17 protein-coding genes, 1 tRNA gene, 3 rRNA genes and 1 other annotated feature are annotated in these 24,057 nt (G+C 52.8%); of the genes, 12 read left to right on the forward strand and 9 right to left on the reverse strand.

Features of this window, described 5'->3' with window-relative positions:
• Nucleotides 1-6 precede the first annotated feature (6 nt).
• Together tyrA and O9K67_RS06270 are read left to right on the forward strand one after the other, a co-directional pair.
• Nucleotides 7-1,128, forward strand: a complete 1,122-nt coding sequence (gene tyrA, locus O9K67_RS06265; RefSeq protein WP_061493618.1) for a bifunctional chorismate mutase/prephenate dehydrogenase — start codon at nt 7-9, stop codon at nt 1,126-1,128.
• A gap of 67 nt (nt 1,129-1,195) precedes the next feature.
• Nucleotides 1,196-2,068 (forward strand): SMP-30/gluconolactonase/LRE family protein, encoded by an 873-nt coding sequence (locus O9K67_RS06270; RefSeq protein ID WP_061493619.1) that lies wholly within the window; start codon nt 1,196-1,198, stop codon nt 2,066-2,068.
• On the opposite strand, the gene pheA is transcribed toward O9K67_RS06270, so the two are convergent.
• The 4 genes from pheA to bamD all read right to left on the reverse strand — a co-directional run bounded on the left by pheA (nt 2,065) and on the right by bamD (nt 4,824).
• A complete protein-coding gene (gene pheA, locus O9K67_RS06275) occupies nt 2,065-3,225 on the reverse strand; it encodes a bifunctional chorismate mutase/prephenate dehydratase (RefSeq protein WP_061493620.1) in 1,161 nt (386 codons plus the stop codon). The genes O9K67_RS06270 and pheA overlap by 4 nt on opposite strands.
• Before the next feature lie 23 nt (nt 3,226-3,248).
• Nucleotides 3,249-3,375 (reverse strand) — a sequence feature (Phe leader region).
• Nucleotides 3,327-3,374, reverse strand: coding sequence for a pheA operon leader peptide PheL (gene pheL / locus O9K67_RS06280; RefSeq protein WP_100250063.1), 48 nt, complete (start codon nt 3,372-3,374; stop codon nt 3,327-3,329). It overlaps the preceding feature by 48 nt.
• Before the next feature lie 102 nt (nt 3,376-3,477).
• Entirely contained in the window at nt 3,478-3,813 is a 336-nt protein-coding gene (gene raiA, locus O9K67_RS06285) for a ribosome-associated translation inhibitor RaiA (protein WP_061493621.1), read from the reverse strand.
• Between the two features lie 273 nt (nt 3,814-4,086).
• Complete coding sequence (bamD, locus tag O9K67_RS06290; protein WP_061493622.1) at nt 4,087-4,824, reverse strand: outer membrane protein assembly factor BamD; 738 nt, start codon at nt 4,822-4,824, stop codon at nt 4,087-4,089.
• Nucleotides 4,825-4,955: 131 nt separating this feature from the next.
• On the opposite strand from bamD, the gene rluD reads away from it, so the two are divergent.
• From rluD to O9K67_RS06335, 9 genes are all read left to right on the forward strand, one after another.
• The gene (gene rluD / locus O9K67_RS06295; protein WP_061493623.1) at nt 4,956-5,936 is read left to right on the forward strand and encodes a 23S rRNA pseudouridine(1911/1915/1917) synthase RluD; all 981 of its coding nucleotides are present in this window, start codon (nt 4,956-4,958) and stop codon (nt 5,934-5,936) included.
• The gene (yfiH, locus tag O9K67_RS06300; RefSeq protein WP_061493624.1) at nt 5,933-6,664 is read left to right on the forward strand and encodes a purine nucleoside phosphorylase YfiH; all 732 of its coding nucleotides are present in this window, start codon (nt 5,933-5,935) and stop codon (nt 6,662-6,664) included. Before rluD ends, yfiH begins: the two co-directional genes overlap by 4 nt.
• A gap of 129 nt (nt 6,665-6,793) precedes the next feature.
• Nucleotides 6,794-9,367 carry an ATP-dependent chaperone ClpB gene (gene clpB, locus O9K67_RS06305; protein ID WP_061493625.1) on the forward strand — a complete coding sequence of 858 codons (2,574 nt, stop codon included), beginning with the start codon at nt 6,794-6,796 and terminating at the stop codon, nt 9,365-9,367.
• A gap of 163 nt (nt 9,368-9,530) precedes the next feature.
• Nucleotides 9,531-9,965 (forward strand): IS200/IS605 family transposase, encoded by a 435-nt coding sequence (tnpA, locus tag O9K67_RS06310; RefSeq protein ID WP_061493626.1) that lies wholly within the window; start codon nt 9,531-9,533, stop codon nt 9,963-9,965.
• Between the two features lie 463 nt (nt 9,966-10,428).
• Nucleotides 10,429-11,968, forward strand: a 16S ribosomal RNA gene (locus tag O9K67_RS06315).
• Nucleotides 11,969-12,053: 85 nt separating this feature from the next.
• Nucleotides 12,054-12,129 (forward strand) — tRNA-Glu (locus tag O9K67_RS06320).
• A gap of 191 nt (nt 12,130-12,320) precedes the next feature.
• Nucleotides 12,321-15,228: ribosomal RNA gene (locus O9K67_RS06325) — 23S ribosomal RNA — on the forward strand.
• Nucleotides 15,229-15,322: 94 nt separating this feature from the next.
• Nucleotides 15,323-15,438: ribosomal RNA gene (gene rrf, locus O9K67_RS06330) — 5S ribosomal RNA — on the forward strand.
• Together the 16S, 23S and 5S rRNA genes with 1 tRNA gene alongside form the textbook arrangement of a ribosomal RNA operon.
• Before the next feature lie 234 nt (nt 15,439-15,672).
• Nucleotides 15,673-16,971: an MFS transporter gene (locus tag O9K67_RS06335; protein ID WP_061493627.1), complete on the forward strand. Its 1,299-nt coding sequence runs from the start codon at nt 15,673-15,675 to the stop codon at nt 16,969-16,971.
• On the opposite strand, the gene O9K67_RS06340 is transcribed toward O9K67_RS06335, so the two are convergent.
• From O9K67_RS06340 to trxC, 5 genes are all read right to left on the reverse strand, one after another.
• Nucleotides 16,968-17,291, reverse strand: coding sequence for a YfiM family lipoprotein (locus O9K67_RS06340; RefSeq protein ID WP_061493628.1), 324 nt, complete (start codon nt 17,289-17,291; stop codon nt 16,968-16,970). The two genes, O9K67_RS06335 and O9K67_RS06340, sit on opposite strands and share 4 nt — an antisense overlap.
• Before the next feature lie 45 nt (nt 17,292-17,336).
• Entirely contained in the window at nt 17,337-18,692 is a 1,356-nt protein-coding gene (pssA, locus tag O9K67_RS06345) for a CDP-diacylglycerol--serine O-phosphatidyltransferase (protein WP_061493629.1), read from the reverse strand.
• A gap of 113 nt (nt 18,693-18,805) precedes the next feature.
• Nucleotides 18,806-21,466, reverse strand: coding sequence for a bifunctional acetate--CoA ligase family protein/GNAT family N-acetyltransferase (locus O9K67_RS06350; protein WP_061493630.1), 2,661 nt, complete (start codon nt 21,464-21,466; stop codon nt 18,806-18,808).
• A gap of 32 nt (nt 21,467-21,498) precedes the next feature.
• On the reverse strand, nt 21,499-22,197 hold the full coding sequence (locus O9K67_RS06355; protein ID WP_061493631.1) for a tRNA-uridine aminocarboxypropyltransferase: 699 nt from the start codon (nt 22,195-22,197) through the stop codon (nt 21,499-21,501).
• A 69-nt stretch (nt 22,198-22,266) separates the two neighbouring features.
• The gene (gene trxC / locus O9K67_RS06360) at nt 22,267-22,686 is read right to left on the reverse strand and encodes a thioredoxin TrxC (protein ID WP_061493632.1); all 420 of its coding nucleotides are present in this window, start codon (nt 22,684-22,686) and stop codon (nt 22,267-22,269) included.
• A gap of 203 nt (nt 22,687-22,889) precedes the next feature.
• Between trxC and O9K67_RS06365 the strand changes: the two genes are divergently transcribed.
• The gene (locus O9K67_RS06365; protein ID WP_061493635.1) at nt 22,890-23,984 is read left to right on the forward strand and encodes a tRNA/rRNA methyltransferase; all 1,095 of its coding nucleotides are present in this window, start codon (nt 22,890-22,892) and stop codon (nt 23,982-23,984) included.
• The last annotated feature ends 73 nt before the right edge of the window (nt 23,985-24,057 follow it).

Raw genomic sequence — 24,057 nt, forward strand, 5'->3', positions numbered from 1 at the left:
GTTGTTATGGTTGCTGAATTGACCGCGTTGCGCGATCAGATTGATGATGTTGACAAGGCGCTGCTGGGATTACTGGCGCGCCGTCTGGAACTGGTGGCACAAGTTGGCGAAGTGAAAAGCCATTATGGCTTGCCCATTTATGTCCCTGAACGTGAGGCGGCAATGCTGGCGTCGCGCCGGAAAGAAGCTGAATCGCTGGGGGTACCACCCGATCTGATTGAGGATGTGCTGCGCCGTGTGATGCGTGAGTCCTACTCAAGCGAAAACGATAAAGGTTTTAAAACGCTCTACCCTGAATTGCGGCCAGTGGTCATTGTCGGCGGCGGTGGGCAAATGGGGCAACTGTTTGCCAAAATGCTGACGCTTTCCGGTTATCAGGTTCGCATTCTGGAAAAAGATGACTGGGCGCAGGCCGAGGCACTGGTGGCGGATGCTGGCATGGTGATTGTCAGCGTGCCGATCCATGTTACTGAGCAGGTGATCGCGAAGCTACCCGCGCTGCCGGATGATTGCATTCTTGTCGACCTTGCGTCGGTAAAAAGTGGCCCACTACAGGCCATGCTGGCGGCGCATCAAGGGCCCGTACTGGGGTTACACCCGATGTTTGGTCCGGACAGCGGCAGTCTTGCTAAACAGGTGGTGGTCTGGTGCGATGGGCGGCAGCCGGAAGCGTATCAGTGGTTCCTGGAGCAGATTCAGGTGTGGGGCGCGCGCTTGCATCGTATCAGCGCCGTTGAACACGATCAGAACATGGCGTTTATCCAGGCGCTGCGGCACTTTGCCACCTTCGCTTATGGGCTGCATCTGGCGGAAGAGAATGTTCAGTTGGAGCAATTGCTGGCGCTGTCTTCGCCAATTTATCGCCTCGAACTGGCGATGGTCGGCCGGCTGTTTGCTCAGGATCCGCAGCTTTATGCTGACATTATTATGTCGTCGTCCAGCAACCTGGCGTTGATCAAACGGTACTATAAACGCTTTGGCGAGGCGATTGGTTTGTTGGAGCAGGGAGACAAGCAGGCATTTATCGACAGCTTTCGAAAAGTGGAGCATTGGTTTGGTGATTATGCCCAGCGTTTCCAAAGTGAAAGCCGCGTGTTATTGCGTCAGGCGAACGATAGCCGCCAGTAATCTGAAAGCCGTTTATACTGAAAAGCCAGTGGTTACCCGCTGGCTTTTTTCATTTAAGGGACGCGCGATGGCTGAGCTGAAAACGCTGTTTGATTACACCGGGCATTTGCCGGAATGTCCGACCTGGAGTGAACCGGAGCAGGCGCTCTACTGGGCCGATATCCTTGAAGGGGAGATCCATCGCTATCATCTGGCGACGGGTGAACATACGGTGTTGTCGTTTCCGGAGGAGGTTGGCTGTTTTGCATTGCGGGAAAAGGGCGGTTTTATCGTGGCGATGCGTTACGCCATCTGGTTAACCGATCCGCGCGGTCTGCTGCGGCAAAAAGTGTGTGATAACCCGTCGAATCCGCAACTGGCGCGCTTTAATGATGGTGGCACCGATCATCTGGGCCGTTTTTATGCCGGCACGTTTTGGGGGCCGGGTGACTACAATGGCGCACTGCTATTGCGTATTGATAATGATTTAACACCAAAAGTGGTGCAGTGCGACATTCATGGTGCTAACGGGCTGGCATTTAGTCCGGATGGTCAGTGGATGTTTACCTCTGATACGCCCAACGGTGTGATCTATCGGACGCCCTTGGATCAACAGGGGGAGCCGGGTAAACGTGAACTCTTCCACCGGTTTAAGGCGGGTGAAGGTATACCGGATGGTGCTGCCGTCGACGTGGAAGGTTGTTACTGGAGCGCGATTTTTGATGGTTGGCGTATTGCGCGTTTTTCGCCGCAGGGAGAACGACTGGAAGAGTATTCGCTGCCCGTTCGTTGCCCGACGATGGTCTGTTTTGGTGGTAAAGATATGAAAACGCTTTTTATTACTACTACGCGGGAAAATATGGATGCTGACGAAGTGGCGCAATACCCGCTTTCGGGGGCGATCTTCACCCTGCCGGTTAGCGTGGCAGGAATGAAGAAATCGCTGTTCAAAGAGCGTTAAACGGGCTCAACCGGCACTACGTTTTCGCTCGGGTAGCAACCCAGCACTTTCAGCGAGCGGGTAATATCATTCAGTTCGCGCAACGCTTTTTGCATCCCATCGGAGTGCAGGTTAGCCTGAACATCGAGATAAAACATCTCTTCCCACGGGTTGCCATTAATCGGGCGCGATTCCAGTTTCGTCATGATGACGTTGTGCTTGCGCAGCACCAGCAGGGCTTCAACCAGTGCGCCAGCCTGCTGGCCGGTGGCCATCAGCAGTGTGGTCTTCGCGGGCACCTGATCGGAAACATCGATCGCTTTACGCGCCAGCACCACAAAACGTGTAATGTTTTGCGTCTGGTTAGCCAGGTTGCGTTCCAGCACCTGGAGTCCATACAGCGCTCCACCCGCTTCGCTGCCCAGCGCTGCAACATGGGGTGAATTCGCCTGCGCCACTTTCTCCATGGCGGCTGAGGTGCTTTCGCAATATTCAATCTTCCACTGCGGGTAGCGGTTCAGGAACTGGCTGCACTGCTGGAACGGCTGCGGGTGACTGTAAACAGTTTTAATCTGCTCCAGATCGGTCGAGCCGGAAACCAGCACACAATGATCAATTGGCACCGTCAGCTCGCCCACAATCGACAAACTGGTGTGTTGCAGTAAATCGTATACGTCGTTGATTGCGCCTGAGCTGGTATTTTCCAGCGGTACGACGGCGTAATCCGCCTGGCCGGTTTCCACCTGATTGAAGATATCGTGGAACTTCAGGCAGCCGCTTTCGATAAACTCTTCAAAGTGGCGTGCAGCGTACTGGCGGGCCGCCAGATGGGAGTAAGAACCTTTGGGGCCGAGAAACGCGATGCGCGCGGAATGGGGGTTGATCTTATTCAGATGCTGCTGGAGCAACGCTTGCTGAGTCAGGACTGAGTCTTCGATGATTAATTGAAACAGGCGGGTAATGTAATGGGCGTCCAGATGATGCGCTTTACCCAGTTGAATCAGACGTTCCAACAGATCGCGCTCGCGATCGATGTCGCGCACCGGACGGTGTGAATGCAGTTTGGCTTTGCCGACTTCGACAGAAAGCTGGCGTCGTTCGGCGAGCAGCGTCAGTAACTGTTCATCCAGCGCGCTGATTTTTACACGTAAATCCAGTAAGGGGTTTTCAGCCGTCATGTTGTTGCCTTTAATTGTTATCAAAAAAAAAAGCCTCCCGGAGTGGGAGGCCTTATTGTTCGTCTTCGCATTCTTTATCACAAAACGAATCGCCTCCCGGTTCAGGGGAAGGTAAAAAAGAATGCGAAGAAGAACGGTACAAGTTTCATGCAGTTTTCCTTTGAGTGACTGAAGTACAGTACCCGTACTGTTTTCTTTCTGTCAATAAAAAACGCGCCCGAAGGCGCGTTGGATAGGGACTCAATGTAGAGACTACTCTTCTTCTTCAACGAAGCTTGGGTCTTTCACCGACGTTGCGGCGCGACGTGCTTCACCTTTGTGTTGCACTTTATTGAGCTGCCGTTCCAGCTTGTTAATCAAATCATTGATAGCGGTATACATATCTTCGTGTTTTGCGCTGGCGACCAGATGCCCGTTCGGCGTGTTGATCGTCGCATCCGCAATAAAGCCCTGTGGCTCTTTAGACAGAATGATATGTGGATTAATCAGATGGGTTTGCCATTTATCCAGTTTGGCGAGACGGTCTGCGACATGCTGGCGGATTGCCGGAGTAATTTCCATTTGTTTACTGGTAATGTTCATTGTCATAAATTTTACCTCTTGTCTTTCCGTCTTGGTGATTTCAGCATACCGTGGTGAATGTCAAAATGTGTGATTTAAATCACATTATTTTGTCACTTTTTGTCAAAGGAAAGGTTTTGTGAGGCAGGACAGGAAGAGCGCAAATATACCTTGTCGAACGCGTAAATAGCGGTCATAGTTGATAGGATGGATTGGGGCTAAACCGCTTCAGCAATAAGTGAAACCGAATAAAAAAACGGCAGCCTGCGGGCTGCCGTTTTGTCTTTCAGGCGATTGGTCTTAGCTGGCGCTACTGTTCGCCGCAATGATTTTCGCGACTTTGTCAGCCTGTGCGTTCATTTGCATTTCGCGGTAGGCTTTTTCCATCAGCGGCAGCGCATCGCGCGTGGCTTTCGCATCCGGGAAGTCACGAAGCATCCCTTCCACGCGGTTGACAACAGCAACCCAGGCACCGCGGTCGGTGTAATATTCCGCTACGGAGTAGTCATATTTTGCCAGGCGATCTTTCAGGAAGACCAGGCGTTTGGTGGCATCCGTAACGTACTGGCTTTGCGGATAGCCGCGTACCAATTTAGAGAAGTCATTAAATGCGTCACGGGCATGTTGTGGGTCGCGATCGCTACGATCAACACCAAAGAACCCTTGCAGCGCGCTGTCATCCAGCGCCATATTGGTCAGCCCGCGCATGTACATCACATAATCGATGTTGGGATGCGTTGGGTTCAGACGAATGAAGCGGTCAATTGCGGCCTGAGCAAGCGGCAGATCGGCGTTTTTGTAGTAAGCGTAGATCAGATCCAGTTGCACTTGCTGAGAGTAAGGACCAAACGGATAACGATTATCCAGGGCTTCCAGTTGCGTTATTGCCGCCTTCCAGTTACCGTCTTGCAGTTTTTGCTGGGCAGTCGCGTAGATTTCATTTGGTGGATTATCAGGCACCACTTCCTTTGAACCGGAGCAACCCGCCAAAGCCAGACTCAACGTGGCGGCTGCCACCAGATATTTCATGCGCGTCATGACGTTTAGACTTTCCTCAGAATGTTAATGCGGGAGATTCTTTATTCCTGCTCCCGACTAAGACCAGCTACAATAGCACACTATATTAAACGGCAAAGCCGTAAAACCCAACGTTAACGAAGAAGCTGTATATGGCACAACGAGTACAACTCACCGCAACGGTATCCGAGAACCAGCTCGGTCAACGCTTAGATCAGGCTTTGGCCGAATTGTTCCCTGATTATTCACGTTCGCGTATAAAAGAATGGATTCTCGACCAGCGCGTGCTGGTCAACGGCAGCGTCAGCGACAAGCCGAAAGAGAAAGTGTTGGGCGGCGAAAGCATTGCCATCAATGCTGAAATTGAAGAAGAAGCCCGTTTTGAACCGCAAGATATTCCGTTAAATATCGTTTATGAAGATGACGACATTATCGTTATCAACAAGCCTCGTGATTTGGTGGTGCATCCCGGAGCCGGTAACCCTGACGGTACGGTGCTGAACGCATTGCTGCATTACTATCCGCCTATCGCCGATGTTCCGCGTGCAGGGATTGTGCACCGTCTGGACAAAGACACCACCGGTTTGATGGTGGTCGCAAAAACGGTGCCGGCGCAAACGCGGCTGGTGGAGTCCTTGCAACTGCGTGAAATCACACGTGAGTATGAAGCGGTTGCTATTGGTCACATGACTTCGGGGGGCACTGTTGAAGAACCGATCAGCCGTCACCCAACGAAGCGTACGCATATGTCCGTGCATCCGATGGGGAAACCGGCGGTCACGCATTACCGCATCATGGAGCATTTCCGCATACATACACGCTTGCGTTTGCGTCTGGAAACCGGCCGTACGCACCAGATCCGTGTGCATATGTCGCATATCACGCATCCGCTGGTGGGTGATCAACTGTACGGTGGTCGTCCGCGTCCGCCAAAAGGGGCCTCGGAAGCGTTTATTGAGGCACTGCGTAAGTTCGATCGCCAGGCTTTGCACGCCACCATGTTGCGTCTTTATCACCCGATCAGCGGTATTGAGATGGAGTGGCATGCGCCGATCCCGCAGGATATGGTCGATCTTATCGACGCGATGCGCGCTGATTTTGAATTGCATAAGGATGAAGTGGCCTGGTTATGACCAAACTGATCCGCCCGGACTGGCCGCAACCCAAGAATGTTGCAGCCTGTAGCTCGACACGTATTGGTGGCGTTAGCCTGCCGCCTTATGACTCCCTGAATCTCGGTGCACATTGCGGTGACGATCTCCTTCTGGTGGAGGAAAACCGTAAGCGCATGTTTGCGGAAGGTGGTTTACCGTCTAAACCTGTGTGGCTTGAACAGGTGCACGGCACCGATGTGCTGAAACTCAACGGTGAGCCTTATACCTCGAAGCGGGCGGATGCCTCCTACAGTAACACCCCGGGTACCGTTTGTGCGGTGATGACTGCTGACTGTCTGCCGGTTCTCTTTTGTAATCGCGAAGGAACGGAAGTTGCCGCTGCGCATGCGGGGTGGCGTGGTTTATGCGCGGGTATACTGGAAGAGACGGTCGCGTGTTTTGCTGATAAGCCGGAAAATGTGCTGGCGTGGTTTGGTCCGGCGATTGGCCCGCAAGCCTTTGAAGTTGGCCCGGAAGTCAGGGAGGCGTTTATGGCCCATGATCCCCGTGCTGATGACGCCTTTCGCCCGGTTGGGGAAAAGTTTTTTGCGGATATCTACCAGCTTGCGCGCCAGCGGTTGGCAAGCGCAGGCGTGGAGCATGTGTTTGGCGGCGATCGCTGTACTTTTAGCCAACCGGAGGATTTTTTCTCCTATCGCCGGGACAAGGTCACCGGGCGTATGGCAAGTTTCATTTGGCTGATATAACCTAACGAATCAAGACGATCCAGTACGCGTAAGTTTTCTTTCGCATAATTCAGGTCATTCACCTTGAATAATTGAGGGATGACCTCATTTAATCTCCAGTAGCAATTTTGACCTGTTATGGGAGGAGTTATGCGTCTGGATCGTCTTACTAATAAATTCCAGCTTGCTCTTGCCGATGCCCAGTCGCTCGCACTGGGGCAAGACAACCAATTTATCGAACCTCTTCATTTAATGAGCGCCTTGCTGAACCAGGAAGGGGGTTCGATTCATCCTTTATTGACCTCTGCCGGCGTGAACGCTGGCCAGTTACGTACCGCCATTGAACAGGCGTTAAGCCGCTTACCGCAGGTGGAAGGCACCGGCGGCGATGTGCAGCCTTCTCAGGATCTGGTTCGTATGCTTAATCTTTGCGACAAACTGGCGCAAAAGCGGGGTGACAACTTTATTTCGTCAGAACTTTTTGTTCTGGCTGCGCTTGATTCACGTGGCACGCTAACTGATTTGCTGAAATCCGCTGGTGCAACAACCGCCAATGTGACTCAGGCGATAGATCAAATGCGTGGGGGAGAAAACGTGAACGATCAGGGGGCCGAAGACCAACGTCAGGCCTTGAAAAAATTCACTGTCGATCTGACCGAGCGCGCCGAACAAGGCAAGCTCGATCCGGTTATCGGTCGTGATGAAGAGATCCGCCGTACTATTCAGGTACTGCAGCGCCGGACGAAAAACAACCCGGTATTGATTGGTGAGCCAGGCGTTGGTAAGACTGCCATCGTTGAAGGTTTGGCGCAGCGTATCGTCAATGGCGAAGTACCGGAAGGGCTGAAAGGGCGTCGCGTGCTGTCGCTGGACATGGGGGCGCTCGTTGCCGGGGCAAAATACCGCGGTGAGTTCGAAGAGCGTTTAAAAGGCGTGCTTAACGATCTGGCGAAACAAGAAGGCAACGTCATCCTGTTTATTGACGAACTTCACACGATGGTGGGCGCAGGGAAAGCCGACGGGGCGATGGACGCCGGTAACATGTTGAAACCTGCGCTGGCGCGTGGTGAACTTCATTGTGTGGGGGCAACCACACTGGATGAATATCGTCAGTTTATTGAAAAAGATGCTGCGCTGGAACGTCGTTTCCAGAAAGTGTTGGTCGCAGAACCTTCGGTGGAAGATACCATTGCCATCTTGCGTGGTCTGAAAGAGCGTTATGAATTGCACCATCACGTGCAGATCACTGACCCGGCGATTGTGGCGGCGGCAACGCTGTCACACCGTTATATTGCCGATCGCCAGTTGCCGGACAAAGCCATTGACTTGATTGATGAAGCTGCATCAAGCATCCGTATGCAGATTGACTCGAAACCGGAAGAGCTGGATCGTCTTGATCGCCGTATTATTCAGCTCAAGCTGGAACAGCGGGCGCTGATGAAAGAGTCAGATGAAGCCAGTAAAAAGCGTCTCGACATGCTTAATGAAGAGCTGGAGGATAAAGAACGCCAGTACTCAACTTTAGAAGAAGAGTGGAAGGCCGAAAAAGCGTCGCTTTCCGGAACGCAGACCATCAAATCGGAGCTGGAGCAGGCGAAAATTGCGATGGAACAGGCGCGCCGTAATGGTGACCTGGGGCGTATGTCGGAATTGCAGTACGGTAAAATTCCGGCGCTCGAAAAACAGCTGGCTGCGGCTACACAGGCGGAAGGCAAAACCATGCGTTTGTTACGTAACCGCGTAACCGATGCGGAAATCGCTGAAGTACTGGCGCGTTGGACCGGTATTCCGGTGGCGCGGATGATGGAAGGCGAACGCGAAAAATTGCTGCGCATGGAGCATGATCTGCATCATCGGGTGATTGGTCAGGATGAAGCCGTTGAAGCGGTATCGAATGCGATCCGCCGCAGCCGTGCGGGGTTGTCAGATCCTAATCGCCCGATTGGCTCGTTCCTGTTCCTTGGGCCAACCGGGGTGGGGAAAACCGAGTTGTGCAAAACGCTGGCGAATTTTATGTTCGACAGTGACGATGCGATGGTGCGTATCGATATGTCCGAATTTATGGAAAAACACTCCGTCTCACGTCTGGTGGGGGCGCCTCCGGGATATGTCGGCTACGAAGAGGGCGGTTACCTGACCGAAGCGGTGCGTCGTCGCCCTTACTCCGTCATCCTGCTGGATGAAGTGGAAAAAGCGCACCCGGATGTGTTCAACATCTTATTGCAAGTACTGGATGACGGGCGATTGACGGATGGGCAAGGCAGAACCGTGGATTTCCGTAATACGGTGGTCATTATGACATCTAACCTGGGTTCTGACCTGATTCAGGAGCGTTTTGGCGATCTTGATTATGGTCATATGAAAGAACTGGTATTGGGTGTCGTTAGCCAGAATTTCCGCCCTGAATTCATTAACCGTATTGATGAGGTGGTTGTGTTTCATCCTCTGGGTGAAAAACATATTGCTTCTATTGCGCAGATCCAACTGCAACGTTTGTACAAACGCCTGGAAGAACGTGGCTATACGGTGACGATTTCTGAAGAAGCGCTGAAACTGCTGAGTGCGAATGGTTACGATCCAGTGTATGGGGCTCGTCCGCTGAAACGCGCCATCCAGCAGCAAATCGAGAACCCGCTTGCGCAGCAAATTCTCTCCGGTGAGCTGATTCCGGGGAAAACGGTTGAGCTGGTAGTGAAAAACAATCGTATTGTGGCAGTGCAGTAAGTCACAAATATAAGAAAACGGGCCCTGCGGGGCTCGTTTTTGTTGTCACCCCTAAACCACCTCCTGGGGAGGTGGTGATTGATCCTGTAAGGCTATAGCCTGAAGAATGCCCATGCCGGAATATCTCTGCTTACTCACCACAAGTAAAAGGAGACAAACCGACATGGGGCTTTACAGGAGTTCATCACATGTATATTGGCGTTGTAAATACCACATAGTCTGGACGCCTAAGTACCGTTTCAGAATCCTGAAAGATAAGTTGGGCAAGGAACTTTACAGGACAATCTACATTCTCTGCGGAATAAAGGATTGTGAGGTTCTGGAGCTAAATGTTCAGCCAGATCATGTACATCTGGTCGTAATAGTCCCGCCGAAAATCTCGATATCAACTCTAATGGGGCATCTGAAAGGTCGCAGCGCAATCAGACTCTACAATCGTTTCCCACACATAAGAAAGAAGCTATGGGGCAACCACTTTTGGTCACGTGGCTACTTTGTAGATACTGTCGTTGTGAACGAGGAAATTATCAGACGATATGTGAGGCATCAGGAGAAAACGGAACAAATACATGAACAGCAAATGGAATTGCTAGAGTAGTAAGCGGAAAGTGACAATAGCCCCCCTTACAGGGGGCATTCTCAAAAGCCACCTTCTAAGAAGGTGGTCTTTTACTTAAAAACCAAGCAAAAATTCACCTTCTTCAGTGGTTTTGCCTGGAAAGTGAGCGAACGGTAACTTTTTTTAAATTAGGGGTTGTCAGCCGGAATTAACTCCCTATAATGCGCCACCACTGACACGGCACAACGGCAAACACACCGGCCTGTCAGGTGAAGAATTCTGAAAATATTCAGTTGACTTCGCAGCGGGAAAGCGTAATATGCACACCCCGCGCCGCAGCGAAAACACAGCGGCACTGCTCTTTAACAATTTATCAGACAATCTGTGTGGGCACTCAAAGTGACATGGATTCTTGACGTCCACGGACGCTAAATGAATACCAAGTCTCACGAGTGAACACGTAATTCATTACGAAGTTTAATTCGATGAGCATCAAACTTTTAAATTGAAGAGTTTGATCATGGCTCAGATTGAACGCTGGCGGCAGGCCTAACACATGCAAGTCGAACGGTAGCACAGAGAGCTTGCTCTCGGGTGACGAGTGGCGGACGGGTGAGTAATGTCTGGGAAACTGCCTGATGGAGGGGGATAACTACTGGAAACGGTAGCTAATACCGCATAACGTCGCAAGACCAAAGAGGGGGACCTTCGGGCCTCTTGCCATCAGATGTGCCCAGATGGGATTAGCTAGTAGGTGGGGTAACGGCTCACCTAGGCGACGATCCCTAGCTGGTCTGAGAGGATGACCAGCCACACTGGAACTGAGACACGGTCCAGACTCCTACGGGAGGCAGCAGTGGGGAATATTGCACAATGGGCGCAAGCCTGATGCAGCCATGCCGCGTGTATGAAGAAGGCCTTCGGGTTGTAAAGTACTTTCAGCGGGGAGGAAGGTGTTGTGGTTAATAACCACAGCAATTGACGTTACCCGCAGAAGAAGCACCGGCTAACTCCGTGCCAGCAGCCGCGGTAATACGGAGGGTGCAAGCGTTAATCGGAATTACTGGGCGTAAAGCGCACGCAGGCGGTCTGTCAAGTCGGATGTGAAATCCCCGGGCTCAACCTGGGAACTGCATTCGAAACTGGCAGGCTGGAGTCTCGTAGAGGGAGGTAGAATTCCAGGTGTAGCGGTGAAATGCGTAGAGATCTGGAGGAATACCGGTGGCGAAGGCGGCCTCCTGGACGAAGACTGACGCTCAGGTGCGAAAGCGTGGGGAGCAAACAGGATTAGATACCCTGGTAGTCCACGCTGTAAACGATGTCGATTTGGAGGTTGTGCCCTTGAGGCGTGGCTTCCGGAGCTAACGCGTTAAATCGACCGCCTGGGGAGTACGGCCGCAAGGTTAAAACTCAAATGAATTGACGGGGGCCCGCACAAGCGGTGGAGCATGTGGTTTAATTCGATGCAACGCGAAGAACCTTACCTGGTCTTGACATCCACAGAACTTGGCAGAGATGCCTTGGTGCCTTCGGGAACTGTGAGACAGGTGCTGCATGGCTGTCGTCAGCTCGTGTTGTGAAATGTTGGGTTAAGTCCCGCAACGAGCGCAACCCTTATCCTTTGTTGCCAGCGGTCCGGCCGGGAACTCAAAGGAGACTGCCAGTGATAAACTGGAGGAAGGTGGGGATGACGTCAAGTCATCATGGCCCTTACGACCAGGGCTACACACGTGCTACAATGGCGCATACAAAGAGAAGCGACCTCGCGAGAGCAAGCGGACCTCATAAAGTGCGTCGTAGTCCGGATTGGAGTCTGCAACTCGACTCCATGAAGTCGGAATCGCTAGTAATCGTGGATCAGAATGCCACGGTGAATACGTTCCCGGGCCTTGTACACACCGCCCGTCACACCATGGGAGTGGGTTGCAAAAGAAGTAGGTAGCTTAACCTTCGGGAGGGCGCTTACCACTTTGTGATTCATGACTGGGGTGAAGTCGTAACAAGGTAACCGTAGGGGAACCTGCGGTTGGATCACCTCCTTACCTTAAAGAACCTGCCTTTGCAGTGCTCACACAGATTGTCTGATGAAAAGAAAGAAGCAAGGCGTCTTGCGATTGAGACTTCAGTGTCCCCTTCGTCTAGAGGCCCAGGACACCGCCCTTTCACGGCGGTAACAGGGGTTCGAATCCCCTAGGGGACGCCACTTGCTGGTTTGTGAGTGAAAGTCACCGGCCACCGTATCTCAAAACTGACTCACGAGTCATGTTTGAGATATTTGCTCTTTAAAAATCTGGATCAAGCTGAAAATTGAAACACAGAGCAGTGCAAACTGTTCTGCGAGTCTCTCAAATTTTCGCAACTGAGGATGTTTCACGAAACATCTTCGGGTTGTGAGGTTAAGCGACCAAGCGTACACGGTGGATGCCCTGGCAGTCAGAGGCGATGAAGGACGTGCTAATCTGCGAAAAGCGCCGGTAAGGTGATATGAACCGTTATAACCGGCGATGTCCGAATGGGGAAACCCAGTGTGATTCGTCACACTATCATTAACTGAATCCATAGGTTAATGAGGCGAACCGGGGGAACTGAAACATCTAAGTACCCCGAGGAAAAGAAATCAACCGAGATTCCCCCAGTAGCGGCGAGCGAACGGGGAGGAGCCCAGAGCCAGAATCAGCTTGTGTGTTAGTGGAAGCGTCTGGAAAGTCGCGCGATACAGGGTGACAGCCCCGTACACAAAAACGCACAGGTTGTGAGCTCGATGAGTAGGGCGGGACACGTGGTATCCTGTCTGAATATGGGGGGACCATCCTCCAAGGCTAAATACTCCTGACTGACCGATAGTGAACCAGTACCGTGAGGGAAAGGCGAAAAGAACCCCGGCGAGGGGAGTGAAAAAGAACCTGAAACCGTGTACGTACAAGCAGTGGGAGCACCCTCTGGGGTGTGACTGCGTACCTTTTGTATAATGGGTCAGCGACTTATATTCTGTAGCAAGGTTAACCGAATAGGGGAGCCGAAGGGAAACCGAGTCTTAACTGGGCGTTAAGTTGCAGGGTATAGACCCGAAACCCGGTGATCTAGCCATGGGCAGGTTGAAGGTTGGGTAACACTAACTGGAGGACCGAACCGACTAATGTTGAAAAATTAGCGGATGACTTGTGGCTGGGGGTGAAAGGCCAATCAAACCGGGAGATAGCTGGTTCTCCCCGAAAGCTATTTAGGTAGCGCCTCGTGAATTCATCTCCGGGGGTAGAGCACTGTTTCGGCTAGGGGGCCATCCCGGCTTACCAACCCGATGCAAACTGCGAATACCGGAGAATGTTATCACGGGAGACACACGGCGGGTGCTAACGTCCGTCGTGAAGAGGGAAACAACCCAGACCGCCAGCTAAGGTCCCAAAGTCATGGTTAAGTGGGAAACGATGTGGGAAGGCCCAGACAGCCAGGATGTTGGCTTAGAAGCAGCCATCATTTAAAGAAAGCGTAATAGCTCACTGGTCGAGTCGGCCTGCGCGGAAGATGTAACGGGGCTAAACCATGCACCGAAGCTGCGGCAGCGACACGAATGTGTTGTTGGGTAGGGGAGCGTTCTGTAAGCCTGCGAAGGTGTGCTGTGAGGCATGCTGGAGGTATCAGAAGTGCGAATGCTGACATAAGTAACGATAAAGCGGGTGAAAAGCCCGCTCGCCGGAAGACCAAGGGTTCCTGTCCAACGTTAATCGGGGCAGGGTGAGTCGACCCCTAAGGCGAGGCCGAAAGGCGTAGTCGATGGGAAACAGGTTAATATTCCTGTACTTGGTGTTACTGCGAAGGGGGGACGGAGAAGGCTATGTCATCCGGGCGACGGTTGTCCCGGTTTAAGCGTGCAGGTGTGTGTTCCAGGTAAATCCGGTTCACTTTAACACTGAGGCGTGATGACGAGGCACTACGGTGCTGAAGTGACAAATGCCCTGCTTCCAGGAAAAGCCTCTAAGCTCCAGGTAACACGAAATCGTACCCCAAACCGACACAGGTGGTCAGGTAGAGAATACCAAGGCGCTTGAGAGAACTCGGGTGAAGGAACTAGGCAAAATGGTGCCGTAACTTCGGGAGAAGGCACGCTGATATGTAGGTGAAGCGGTTTACCCGTGGAGCTGAAATCAGTCGAAGATACCAGCTGGCTGCAACTGTTTATTAAAAACACAGCACTGTGCAAACACGAAAGTGGACGTATACGGTGTGACGCCTGCCCGGTGCCGGAAGGTTAATTGATGGGGTTATCCGTAAGGAGAAGCTCTTGATCGAAGCCCCGGTAAACGGCGGCCGTAACTATAACGGTCCTAAGGTAGCGAAATTCCTTGTCGGGTAAGTTCCGACCTGCACGAATGGCGTAATGATGGCCAGGCTGTCTCCACCCGAGACTCAGTGAAATTGAACTCGCTGTGAAGATGCAGTGTACCCGCGGCAAGACGGAAAGACCCCGTGAACCTTTACTATAGCTTGACACTGAACATTGAGCCTTGATGTGTAGGATAGGTGGGAGGCTTTGAAGCGTGGACGCCAGTCTGCGTGGAGCCAACCTTGAAATACCACCCTTTAATGTTTGATGTTCTAACGTGGACCCGTGAACCGGGTTGCGGACAGTGTCTGGTGGGTAGTTTGACTGGGGCGGTCTCCTCCTAAAGCGTAACGGAGGAGCACGAAGGTCAGCTAATCCTGGTCGGACATCAGGAGGTTAGTGCAATGGCATAAGCTGGCTTGACTGCGAGCGTGACGGCGCGAGCAGGTGCGAAAGCAGGTCATAGTGATCCGGTGGTTCTGAATGGAAGGGCCATCGCTCAACGGATAAAAGGTACTCCGGGGATAACAGGCTGATACCGCCCAAGAGTTCATATCGACGGCGGTGTTTGGCACCTCGATGTCGGCTCATCACATCCTGGGGCTGAAGTAGGTCCCAAGGGTATGGCTGTTCGCCATTTAAAGTGGTACGCGAGCTGGGTTTAGAACGTCGTGAGACAGTTCGGTCCCTATCTGCCGTGGGCGCTGGAGAATTGAGGGGGGCTGCTCCTAGTACGAGAGGACCGGAGTGGACGCATCACTGGTGTTCGGGTTGTCATGCCAATGGCACTGCCCGGTAGCTAAATGCGGAAGAGATAAGTGCTGAAAGCATCTAAGCACGAAACTTGCCCCGAGATGAGTTCTCCCTGAGACTTTGAGTCTCCTGAAGGAACGTTGAAGACGACGACGTTGATAGGCCGGGTGTGTAAGCGCAGCGATGCGTTGAGCTAACCGGTACTAATGAACCGTGAGGCTTAACCTTACAACGCCGAAGATGTTTTGGCGGAAGAGAGACAATAATCAGCCTGATACAGATTAGATTGACAGACCGGAAGGTGTGTTGATGACAGAATTTGCCTGGCGGCACTAGCGCGGTGGTCCCACCTGACCCCATGCCGAACTCAGAAGTGAAACGCCGTAGCGCCGATGGTAGTGTGGGGTCTCCCCATGCGAGAGTAGGGAACTGCCAGGCATCAAATAAAGCAGAAGGCCCAGTCGGAAGACTGGGCCTTTTTGCTATTCACCCCACCCGGGCTATATTCTGAATTCCTTACCCAGCTAAGCGAAAATGTGATTTAACTCACTATTTATTTATAACAAATATGCAACATTTCATTTTTTGCATATCAGTGAGTTAAGGATGCTTACTGTGTACACCTCACCACGTGCACATCTCATCAATAGCTCAGGCAGGAGTATCATTACAATGGCTGACAGCAGTATGACAACACATGAATCGCTCACCAGCAGCGATACCCGGCGTCGGGTATGGGCGATCATTGGTGCCTCATCAGGTAACCTGGTAGAATGGTTTGACTTCTATGTTTATTCCTTTTGCTCTCTCTACTTCGCACATATTTTTTTCCCTGCCGGAAACACTACCACTCAGTTACTGCAAACAGCCGGAGTATTTGCCGCTGGCTTTCTGATGAGGCCCATTGGCGGCTGGTTGTTTGGTCGCATCGCTGACCGGCACGGTCGTAAAACATCCATGCTGATTTCAGTGTGCATGATGTGTCTGGGATCGCTGGTGATCGCCTGCCTGCCGGGCTATGAGACCATTGGAACCTGGGCACCTGCATTATTGTTGCTGGCTCGTTTGTTTCAGGGATTGTCAGTGGGGGGAGAATATGGAACCAGTGCAACTTACATGAGCGAAGTGGCAGTTGAAGGGCGGAAAGGCTTTTACGCCTCGTTTCAGTACGTCACTCTGATTGGCGGGCAGTTACTGGCATTGCTGGTTGTTGTGATATTGCAGCAGGTTCTGGAGGAAGAAGCGCTTCGCGCCTGGGGTTGGCGTATTCCCTTTGCTCTCGGAGCTGCTCTGGCTATCGTCGCTCTATGGTTGCGTCGTCAGTTGGATGAAACTTCGCAGCAGGAAGTGCGTGCGCTAAAAGAAGCTGGTTCGCTAAAAGGGTTATGGCGCAATCGCAAAGCCTTCATTATGGTGCTGGGTTTTACGGCTGGGGGCTCGCTCACGTTCTATACCTTCACGACCTATATGCAGAAGTACCTGGTGAACACTGCCGGGATGCATGCCAATGTCGCCAGCGTGATTATGACGGTCGCGCTGTTTGTCTTTATGCTGATCCAACCGCTTATCGGCGCTCTGTCTGATCGGATTGGTCGCCGTACCTCGATGCTGATCTTTGGTGGTCTTGCCACAGTGTGCACGGTACCCATCCTCAGTGCACTGCACAGTGTAACGTCCCCCTATGCTGCATTCGTACTGGTTATGCTGGCTTTAGTGATCGCCAGTTTCTATACCTCAATCAGCGGGATCCTGAAAGCCGAGATGTTCCCTGCTCAGGTTCGTGCACTTGGCGTCGGTCTATCCTATGCAGTGGCAAACGCTCTCTTTGGCGGTTCGGCGGAATATGTCGCGCTGTCACTGAAATCGATTGGGTTTGAAACGGCTTTCTTCTGGTACGTTACTCTGATGGGCGCGTTGGCATTTCTGGTCTCTTTGATGCTACACCGTAAAGGAAAAGGCATTCGCCTTTAATGTCTGGCCAGTTGCCACACGGTATAACCCGTTGTGGCGCCAGCAACATCCCAGGCAAAATCTTTCCAGCTCCAGCCGCTTCCCGCCGGGCGGCTGTCCCACAACTCTTTTGATGCTCCCAGGCTAACAGAAAACATCAGCCCAAAGATTGCACTTCGATCGCGGCTGATCCCCTGATGCTGTGCGACTTCATTACCTGCAGCAGAGAGCATAGCGGAGCCGAGGAAATGCTGTGCTTTATCCTGCCCGCTCCAGTTGTCATTCGCCATATGACTGCATCCCGTCAACAGCAGTGAACCGAACAGCACAATATATTTCATTAGCAAAGCCTGAAAAAAAGCCCCGTGCGATAACGGGGCCTCGGTTTAAAGAATACGACTGATTAACTTGTCAATACGGATACGGCGTAACCGGCGAATCAGCTTACGCACTTTTACCGGGTAGTCGGCAATGCTTTGCAGATCGCGATAGTGGTTAACGACCGTCGTATGCCTGCGAATAAGCTCCAGCTCTTTATCGCGCTGCGCTGCCAGCTCGTGCTTCGGATCGTGGATAAGCACCGCGTTTTCGAGATCGAGTCGCCATGCGCGCGGGTTCAGGTTATTACCTGTCAGCAGAATCCACTCATCATCAACCCACATGCCTTTCAGATGGTAACTGTTATCGTCATCTTTCCACAGACGCACCACCAACTGTTCGGTATTCACGTAATACTGCAGTCGGCTCAGGAAACGGCGCAGGTTAATCTCATAAAGATAAGGCAGTGCACCGATGATTTTAAACGGCTGATCTTCTGGAATAAAAAAGTCGTTGGCAGTTTTGTCGCCGACAATAATTTCGACTTTTTTGCCTTCGCGCAGGAGCTGAATGATATTACGCACCAGTACCGCCGGCAGATTGAAGTACGGCGTACAAATAGTCAGTTTGTGTTCCGCACACGGCATCAGGTGAAAGATCGTTTTATTCAGCAGGCTGGATTTTCCCAGGCCGACCAACGGTGTTACCGCGAGCTGTTCGTTATCGGCATCGCCCTGAAAATGAAACGAGGCATCGCGCAGCTCCTGGCGAAACTGGCGAATATCGTTTTTGATTTCCGGACTTTTCGGGCGTTGAGGATTGTCCAGCCGATTCACGCCGCGCCCCTGCACCAGGTTCTGAACGACCCAGTTTTGCATGACATCGGCCATCTGTGGATTGCGGATCAGCTGATAGCGATCGTAACGGTATTTATCGTGCTGATGCAGGTAAACATCATTGAGGCTGGCGCCACTGTAGAGCACGCAGTCATCAATAATAAACCCTTTAAAGTGGAGAACGCCAAGTGCTTCACGGGTATTTACCGGTACGCCGTAAACGGGAACCGAAACGCCGGCGTTTTCTTGCGCCATGCGACAATACCAGTCGGCATTCGTGTTTGACGCTGCGGCACCGATGCGACCACGCTGGGCGCGATGCCAGTCAACGAGCACACACACATCCAGTTCAGGACGTTGGCGTTTTGCTTCATACAGTGCGTTCAGAATTCCTTTCCCACCATCATCCTGTTCAAGATACAGGGCAATGATATAGATTCGGTGCGTTGCGCTGGCTATCCTGGCAAGCAGCGTTTCTCTGAAATCCGCAGGCGAGTAGAAAAAGGCTACATCATCCGCTGACTGAGAAATCTTGGGTAGTTGGGCAAGGTGTTGTTGATGTTTATTACGCTTAAATTTTGACAACATCACAGTGCGTTTCTTCTCTGTTTATTGAAGGGTCTTCTGTACCATGCAGACGACATAAGCGGACAATAATAACACCGAGCCCGCTAAAGTGGTCAACATTTCCAGTACCTTACTCAGGATTCTTCCGTCTGCGTCAGAGGGAGCGACAAGCCCACAATCCCATCTTCCAGCTGAACATCGACATCAAATCCCAGTTTTCGCGCCAGCGTTACCATGCCGCGATTATTCGGCATAGTAATACCATTCAAGCGCTTAAGTCCGTGATCTCGCGTATAACTGATCAGCTTTTCCAGCAGACGCCGCCCAAGACCCAGCCCTTTCAAATCAGAGCGTACCAGCACGGCGAATTCCGCATCGATGTTATCCGGATCGGAGATTGCACGCGTAACGCCAAGGATCTCTTCGCCTTCATTCGTACGACGCACTGCAACAAATGCCATTTCCCGATCGTAGTCGATTTGCGTCATATTCGCTAAATCATCATGGGTAAATTCATTGATCTCGCTGAAATAGCGGTAATAGAGATCCTCTTTAGTCACCTGCGCGATAAATTGCTGTAAGTGCGGCTCATCTTCAGGAAGAATCGGGCGGAACAGGCACTTTTCGCCGTTTTTCATTTCCACCTGCTCTTCCAGATGCTGTGGATAAGGGCGAATGGCAAGACGCGTTTCGCCATTCCCCTCAAAGGGGGCGACAGTCATGGTGACATCCAGCGCGATAAACTCGCTGCCGGACGCCAGCAACGGGTGAATATCAAGGCGCTCAATCTCCGGGCAATCAACAATCAGGTTCGAAACCTGTACTAAAAACTGGCTCAGACCCGCGATGTCCAGTGCGCGTAATGCACTTCGCCCGTGGATCTTCTTATTTTTGATTGCCTGAATCACCAGATAACGCGCCAGGTTCATATTCAGAGGGGGTAATGCGACAGCCGCCTGATCTTCTGCCCGCCACTCCACGCCACCTTCACCCAACATAATTAACGGACCAAACACCGGATCTTGCTCAACCACCACGCGGAGCTCCTGCGCTCCCGCACGGTTTGCCATGCTCTGCACCTGCAAACCGTGAATGCGAGCCTGTGGCCAGCTCATCTTCACACGATCGATAATGGCATCGGCAGCCTGTTGCACCTCTTTGGCGGTACGCAAATAGAGCATCACCCCCTGAACTTCCGATTTATGCGGAATATCAGGGGAGCGGAGTTTTAAGGCCACCGGATAACCGATTTTTTCGGCTATATGCACTGCTTCCGCGCTGTCACCCGCAATCCAGGTCGGTAAGGTCTGTAAACCCCAGGCGCGTAAAATAGGCTGTACTTCATGGGTGTCGAGCGTTGTGGCGCCATCGGCAATAGCCTGACGCAGCAGCTTATATGCCTCGGCGGTATCGGCTGTCTGGCTGAGTGGGAGAGCGGGCGTTTCGCGCAATTGCTTCTGGTTCCGGCGGTACTCCACCATATGCATAAACGCCGTGATAGCCCCCTCCGGCGTCCGGTAGGTCGGCAGCCCGGCTTCGCTGAACAGACGCCGCGCATCTTGCGAGGAGAACTCCCCACACCAGTTGGTCAGGACGGTGACATACTTTCCGCGCGGGTGCTTTTTCAGGGCGTCGATCAGCGCCTGCGCGCTTTCGCTACCCGGCGCTGTCGCACTCGGTGAGTGGATCACCATCAGCGCATCGTAATCCTGGCTTTCCAGCAAAACCGTCAACGCAGAGACATAGCGTTCATTACTGGCGTCGTCACGCAAATCCAGCGGGTTGCTCACATTGACATATTCCGGCAATACCGCGCGAAGCTGCGCCAGCGTTTCTTCACTCAGCGTTGCCAGCTTGCCGTTACGTGACCATAGCTCATCGAGCGCCAGCGCAGCCGGCGCTGCGCCATTACTGATAATCATCAAACGCTCACCCCGCAGCGGACGCATATGACTAAGCGTCTCGACGGCGGAAAACAACTCATGCGTATCCTGTACGCGCAATAACCCAGCACGCTGGATAGCGGCATCCCAGGCCGGATCAAGCCCGGCGTGCACGTTCAGTAAACGTTGCGCAGCCGGACTGCGTCCGCTTTTAATCACCAGGATAGGCTTATTACGTGATGCGCTACGTGCAGCGGAGACAAAACGCCGGGCATCGCTAAGATGCTCCAGATAAAGCAGGATCGCACTGGTTTTACTGTCCCGAGCGAGGAAATCCAGCAGCTCATCGACATCGATATCCAGACTGTCGCCGAGAGCTATAAAGTAGGAGAACCCCATTTCCCGCTGCTGCGCCCAGTCCAGAATGGTATTCGAAACCGCAGCAGACTGAGAAATAAATGCCAGTTTGCCGCGCGTAATCGGCACCGGAGAAAAACTGGCGTTCAATCCTTGCCATGGTGCCAGCAGGCCCAGACTATTTGGACCAAGTAGCCGCATCTGGTAGCGGCTGGCGCAGGCGAGTAAGTCGGCATGCTGCTCAGGAGGCGCAGAAAGAATAATGCAGGTTTTACACCCTTTTTGCCCGAGCGCATCGAGCAGATCGAGGTTGCGCCGGGCATGGGTACAAAGTACTGCCAGGTCAGGGGTAAAAGGCAGACTGGCGACATCCGGCCAGGCAAGAACACCGAGTACCGCTTTATATGCAGGGGTAACCGGCAGCACCGGCCCGGCAAAACCGCCGGCCAACAGATTGCGCATCATCAGAAAACCGGCGCGATCCGGTTTCATCGATGCGCCCACCACGGCGATCGATTTGGGACGCAATAACGCTTCCAGCCCTCGTTGGCTCATACCGGCCTCCTGAAAAGAGTGACCTGATGATATTAAACGCTTTCTGCTTCGTTTGCTGTGATGGCGGATGGATGATGCGGTTTACCCGCGAGGTAACGTTCGCGAAACAGGGTGAAATGGTCCCCCAGCGCTTGCGCGGCGACATTATCATTCGCCAGATCCAGTAAAGCGATCGCCACTTCTGCGGTGCAATATTGATCGTCAGCATGTGCTTCACGCAAGCGATAGGCCGAAACCCGCGACAAATCCACAGAAATGACCGGCAGTGCATCCAGGTAAGGGCTTTTGCGGAACATTTTACGCGCCTCCGTCCAGGTGCCGTCCAGCATAATAAACAGCGGCGGTTTACCTGGTGGCGGTGCGCTCAGCACCTGGCGCTCACTGCCAGCATAAGAGGACGGAAAGACCACCATGGGCTGATATTCGTCACTGGCGCAGAGATCGATTAGCGCTTGCGGCGGCTCGGTACGCGACCACTGAAACGCCAGAGTATCGGGTAAAACATCGGCGATCAGACGCCCGGTATTGCTGGGTTTCATGGGTTCGGTATCAAACATTACCAGGCAAAAACGGCTACGGGCAGCAGCAGGTTTGAGGGTATCGCACAGGCATTGCCGCTGTGGCAACAGGCAGCGTTGACAGCGACGGATGCGGTTACCTCGCGCCAGAAATGGGCGCGTGGCGCGGGCAAGGCGCTCAGCGCGAAGTTGAAGAACGGCGTTATCAGTCATCAGGAATGCACAGGAAAAACGCCATTGTCGCAGAGGTCAAAACGGGGCACAAGATGCGCCCCGGCAGGATCAGAGTGATTCGTTGAGCCAGTTATCAAACGGTGCTTTTGGCATTGCGCCGCTCAGCATGTCGACTACTTCACCTTTTTTGAACAACATGATGGTGGGGATACTACGAATGCGGAAACGCGCGCTTAGCTCACGTTCGGCTTCGGTATTCACTTTGACAAAACGCACTTTACCGCTGCGCTCTTCCGCAACGTCTTCAAAGATTGGCGCAAAGTTACGGCACGGGCCGCACCATGGCGCCCAGAAATCCACCACGACGGGCAGATCGTCTTTCAGCAGTTTATCCAGTGTTTCGCCAGTGGCATTAATGACATCGCCGTCGAACAGCTCATGTCCACAGCGCCCGCATTTCGCGCCGTCGTTCATTCTGTCTTCAGGAATGCGGTTCAATGCCTGGCAGCTTGCACATACGGTATTCATAACTAACCTCAGGGAAGCGGTGGTACAACGCGGCTTTCACCGGTATGTTTCTTCAATGTTACATATTATTAATAAGAAGGTTTCACACGACAATGCGATTTATTCAATGAGTACAATAGTCGATAGCTTTTGTACGAAGTAATGGCTAAGCGCAAGGACATCAGGTAATCTGCGCGCTTCGCGCAGCGCTGGTGGAGAAAAGCATGAACGACGAAAGTAACAACAAAAGCGGCAAGGTCAAAGTGATGTATGTCCGCAGTGATGATGATTCCGATAAACGTGGCTATAACCCGCGCACCGGGAAAGGGCCAGCGCGTTCGGGATCGTCTCGTGCAGATGCAGGCCGTCGCCCAGCCCGTGATGACAGAAGCCGTTCTCAACGTGATGACCGTGGCGGTCGACCACAGCGTGACGATAGAAGCCGTCCATCGCGCGAAGATTTTAGCCGTCAGAGTGATTCTCCGTGGCGCACCGTTTCCCGCGCACCGGGTGATGAAACGCCGGAGAAACCGGATCATGGCGGGATCAGCGGTAAAAGTTTTATCGATCCGGAAGTGCTGCGTCGCCAGCGTGCGGAAGAGACGCGTGTATATGGTGAAAATGCCTGTCAGGCGCTGTTCAGCAGCCGTCCGGATTCCATCGTCCGCGCCTGGTTTGTGCAGAGTGTCACGCCGCGCTTTAAAGAAGCACTGCGCTGGATGGCTGCAAACCGCAAAGCTTATCACGTGGTTGATGATGCTGAGCTGGCGAAAGCCTCCGGCACTGAACATCATGGTGGCGTGTGCTTCCTGATCAAAAAACGCAATGGTTTGAGCGTAGAGAAATGGGTCGCCACCGCGGGGGCTGAGGATTGCGTCCTGGCACTGGAAGAAGTAGGTAACCCGCACAACCTCGGCGCGATTATGCGTAGTTGCGCGCACTTTGGTGTGAAAGGTGTGGTGCTGCAGGATGCGGCAGTGATCGAGTCCGGCGCGGCTGTGCGTACGGCAGAAGGCGGTGCGGAGCACGTTCAGGCGATCACCGGAGAGAGTTTTGTTGATGCGCTTGAAGCGTTCCGCCAGGCCGGTTATGCGCTGGTGACGACCTCCAGCCATAACGGTACACCCCTGTTTAAGGCTGAATTGCCGAAGAAAATAGTGCTGGTGTTAGGGCAGGAGCGCGACGGGTTGTCTGATGCGACGTTGTCCCGTGCCGATCTTAGCGTGTCCATTGACGGTACTGGCAACGTTGAAAGCCTCAACGTTTCTGTGGCGACAGGAGTGTTGCTGGCCGAATGGTGGCGTCAGAACAAAGCGTAACCCGTTGTGTTATTGGCCGGGGAAGGCGTCGCCGCCACCCGGCAAAAGGCCCGGTGGCGTTTGCGCTTACCGG

This window comes from Kosakonia oryzendophytica, from assembly GCF_027886705.1.
Lineage (GTDB): Bacteria > Pseudomonadota > Gammaproteobacteria > Enterobacterales > Enterobacteriaceae > Kosakonia > Kosakonia oryzendophytica.

Excerpts from the sequence above, each read along its gene's own strand:
- yfiH (WP_061493624.1), top strand. The coding sequence starts at position 5,933 with ATGACCAAACTGATCCGCCCGGACTGGCCGCAACCCAAGAATGTTGCA.
- O9K67_RS06350 (WP_061493630.1), bottom strand. The coding sequence starts at position 21,466 with ATGAGCCAACGAGGGCTGGAAGCGTTATTGCGTCCCAAATCGATCGCC.
- trxC (WP_061493632.1), bottom strand. The coding sequence starts at position 22,686 with ATGAATACCGTATGTGCAAGCTGCCAGGCATTGAACCGCATTCCTGAA.
- O9K67_RS06365 (WP_061493635.1), top strand. The coding sequence starts at position 22,890 with ATGAACGACGAAAGTAACAACAAAAGCGGCAAGGTCAAAGTGATGTAT.
- pheA (WP_061493620.1), bottom strand. The coding sequence starts at position 3,225 with ATGACGGCTGAAAACCCCTTACTGGATTTACGTGTAAAAATCAGCGCG.
- pssA (WP_061493629.1), bottom strand. The coding sequence starts at position 18,692 with ATGTTGTCAAAATTTAAGCGTAATAAACATCAACAACACCTTGCCCAA.
- tyrA (WP_061493618.1), top strand. The coding sequence starts at position 7 with ATGGTTGCTGAATTGACCGCGTTGCGCGATCAGATTGATGATGTTGAC.
- O9K67_RS06270 (WP_061493619.1), top strand. The coding sequence starts at position 1,196 with ATGGCTGAGCTGAAAACGCTGTTTGATTACACCGGGCATTTGCCGGAA.
- O9K67_RS06340 (WP_061493628.1), bottom strand. The coding sequence starts at position 17,291 with ATGAAATATATTGTGCTGTTCGGTTCACTGCTGTTGACGGGATGCAGT.
- clpB (WP_061493625.1), top strand. The coding sequence starts at position 6,794 with ATGCGTCTGGATCGTCTTACTAATAAATTCCAGCTTGCTCTTGCCGAT.
- O9K67_RS06355 (WP_061493631.1), bottom strand. The coding sequence starts at position 22,197 with ATGACTGATAACGCCGTTCTTCAACTTCGCGCTGAGCGCCTTGCCCGC.
- raiA (WP_061493621.1), bottom strand. The coding sequence starts at position 3,813 with ATGACAATGAACATTACCAGTAAACAAATGGAAATTACTCCGGCAATC.
- bamD (WP_061493622.1), bottom strand. The coding sequence starts at position 4,824 with ATGACGCGCATGAAATATCTGGTGGCAGCCGCCACGTTGAGTCTGGCT.
- rluD (WP_061493623.1), top strand. The coding sequence starts at position 4,956 with ATGGCACAACGAGTACAACTCACCGCAACGGTATCCGAGAACCAGCTC.
- O9K67_RS06335 (WP_061493627.1), top strand. The coding sequence starts at position 15,673 with ATGGCTGACAGCAGTATGACAACACATGAATCGCTCACCAGCAGCGAT.
- tnpA (WP_061493626.1), top strand. The coding sequence starts at position 9,531 with ATGGGGCTTTACAGGAGTTCATCACATGTATATTGGCGTTGTAAATAC.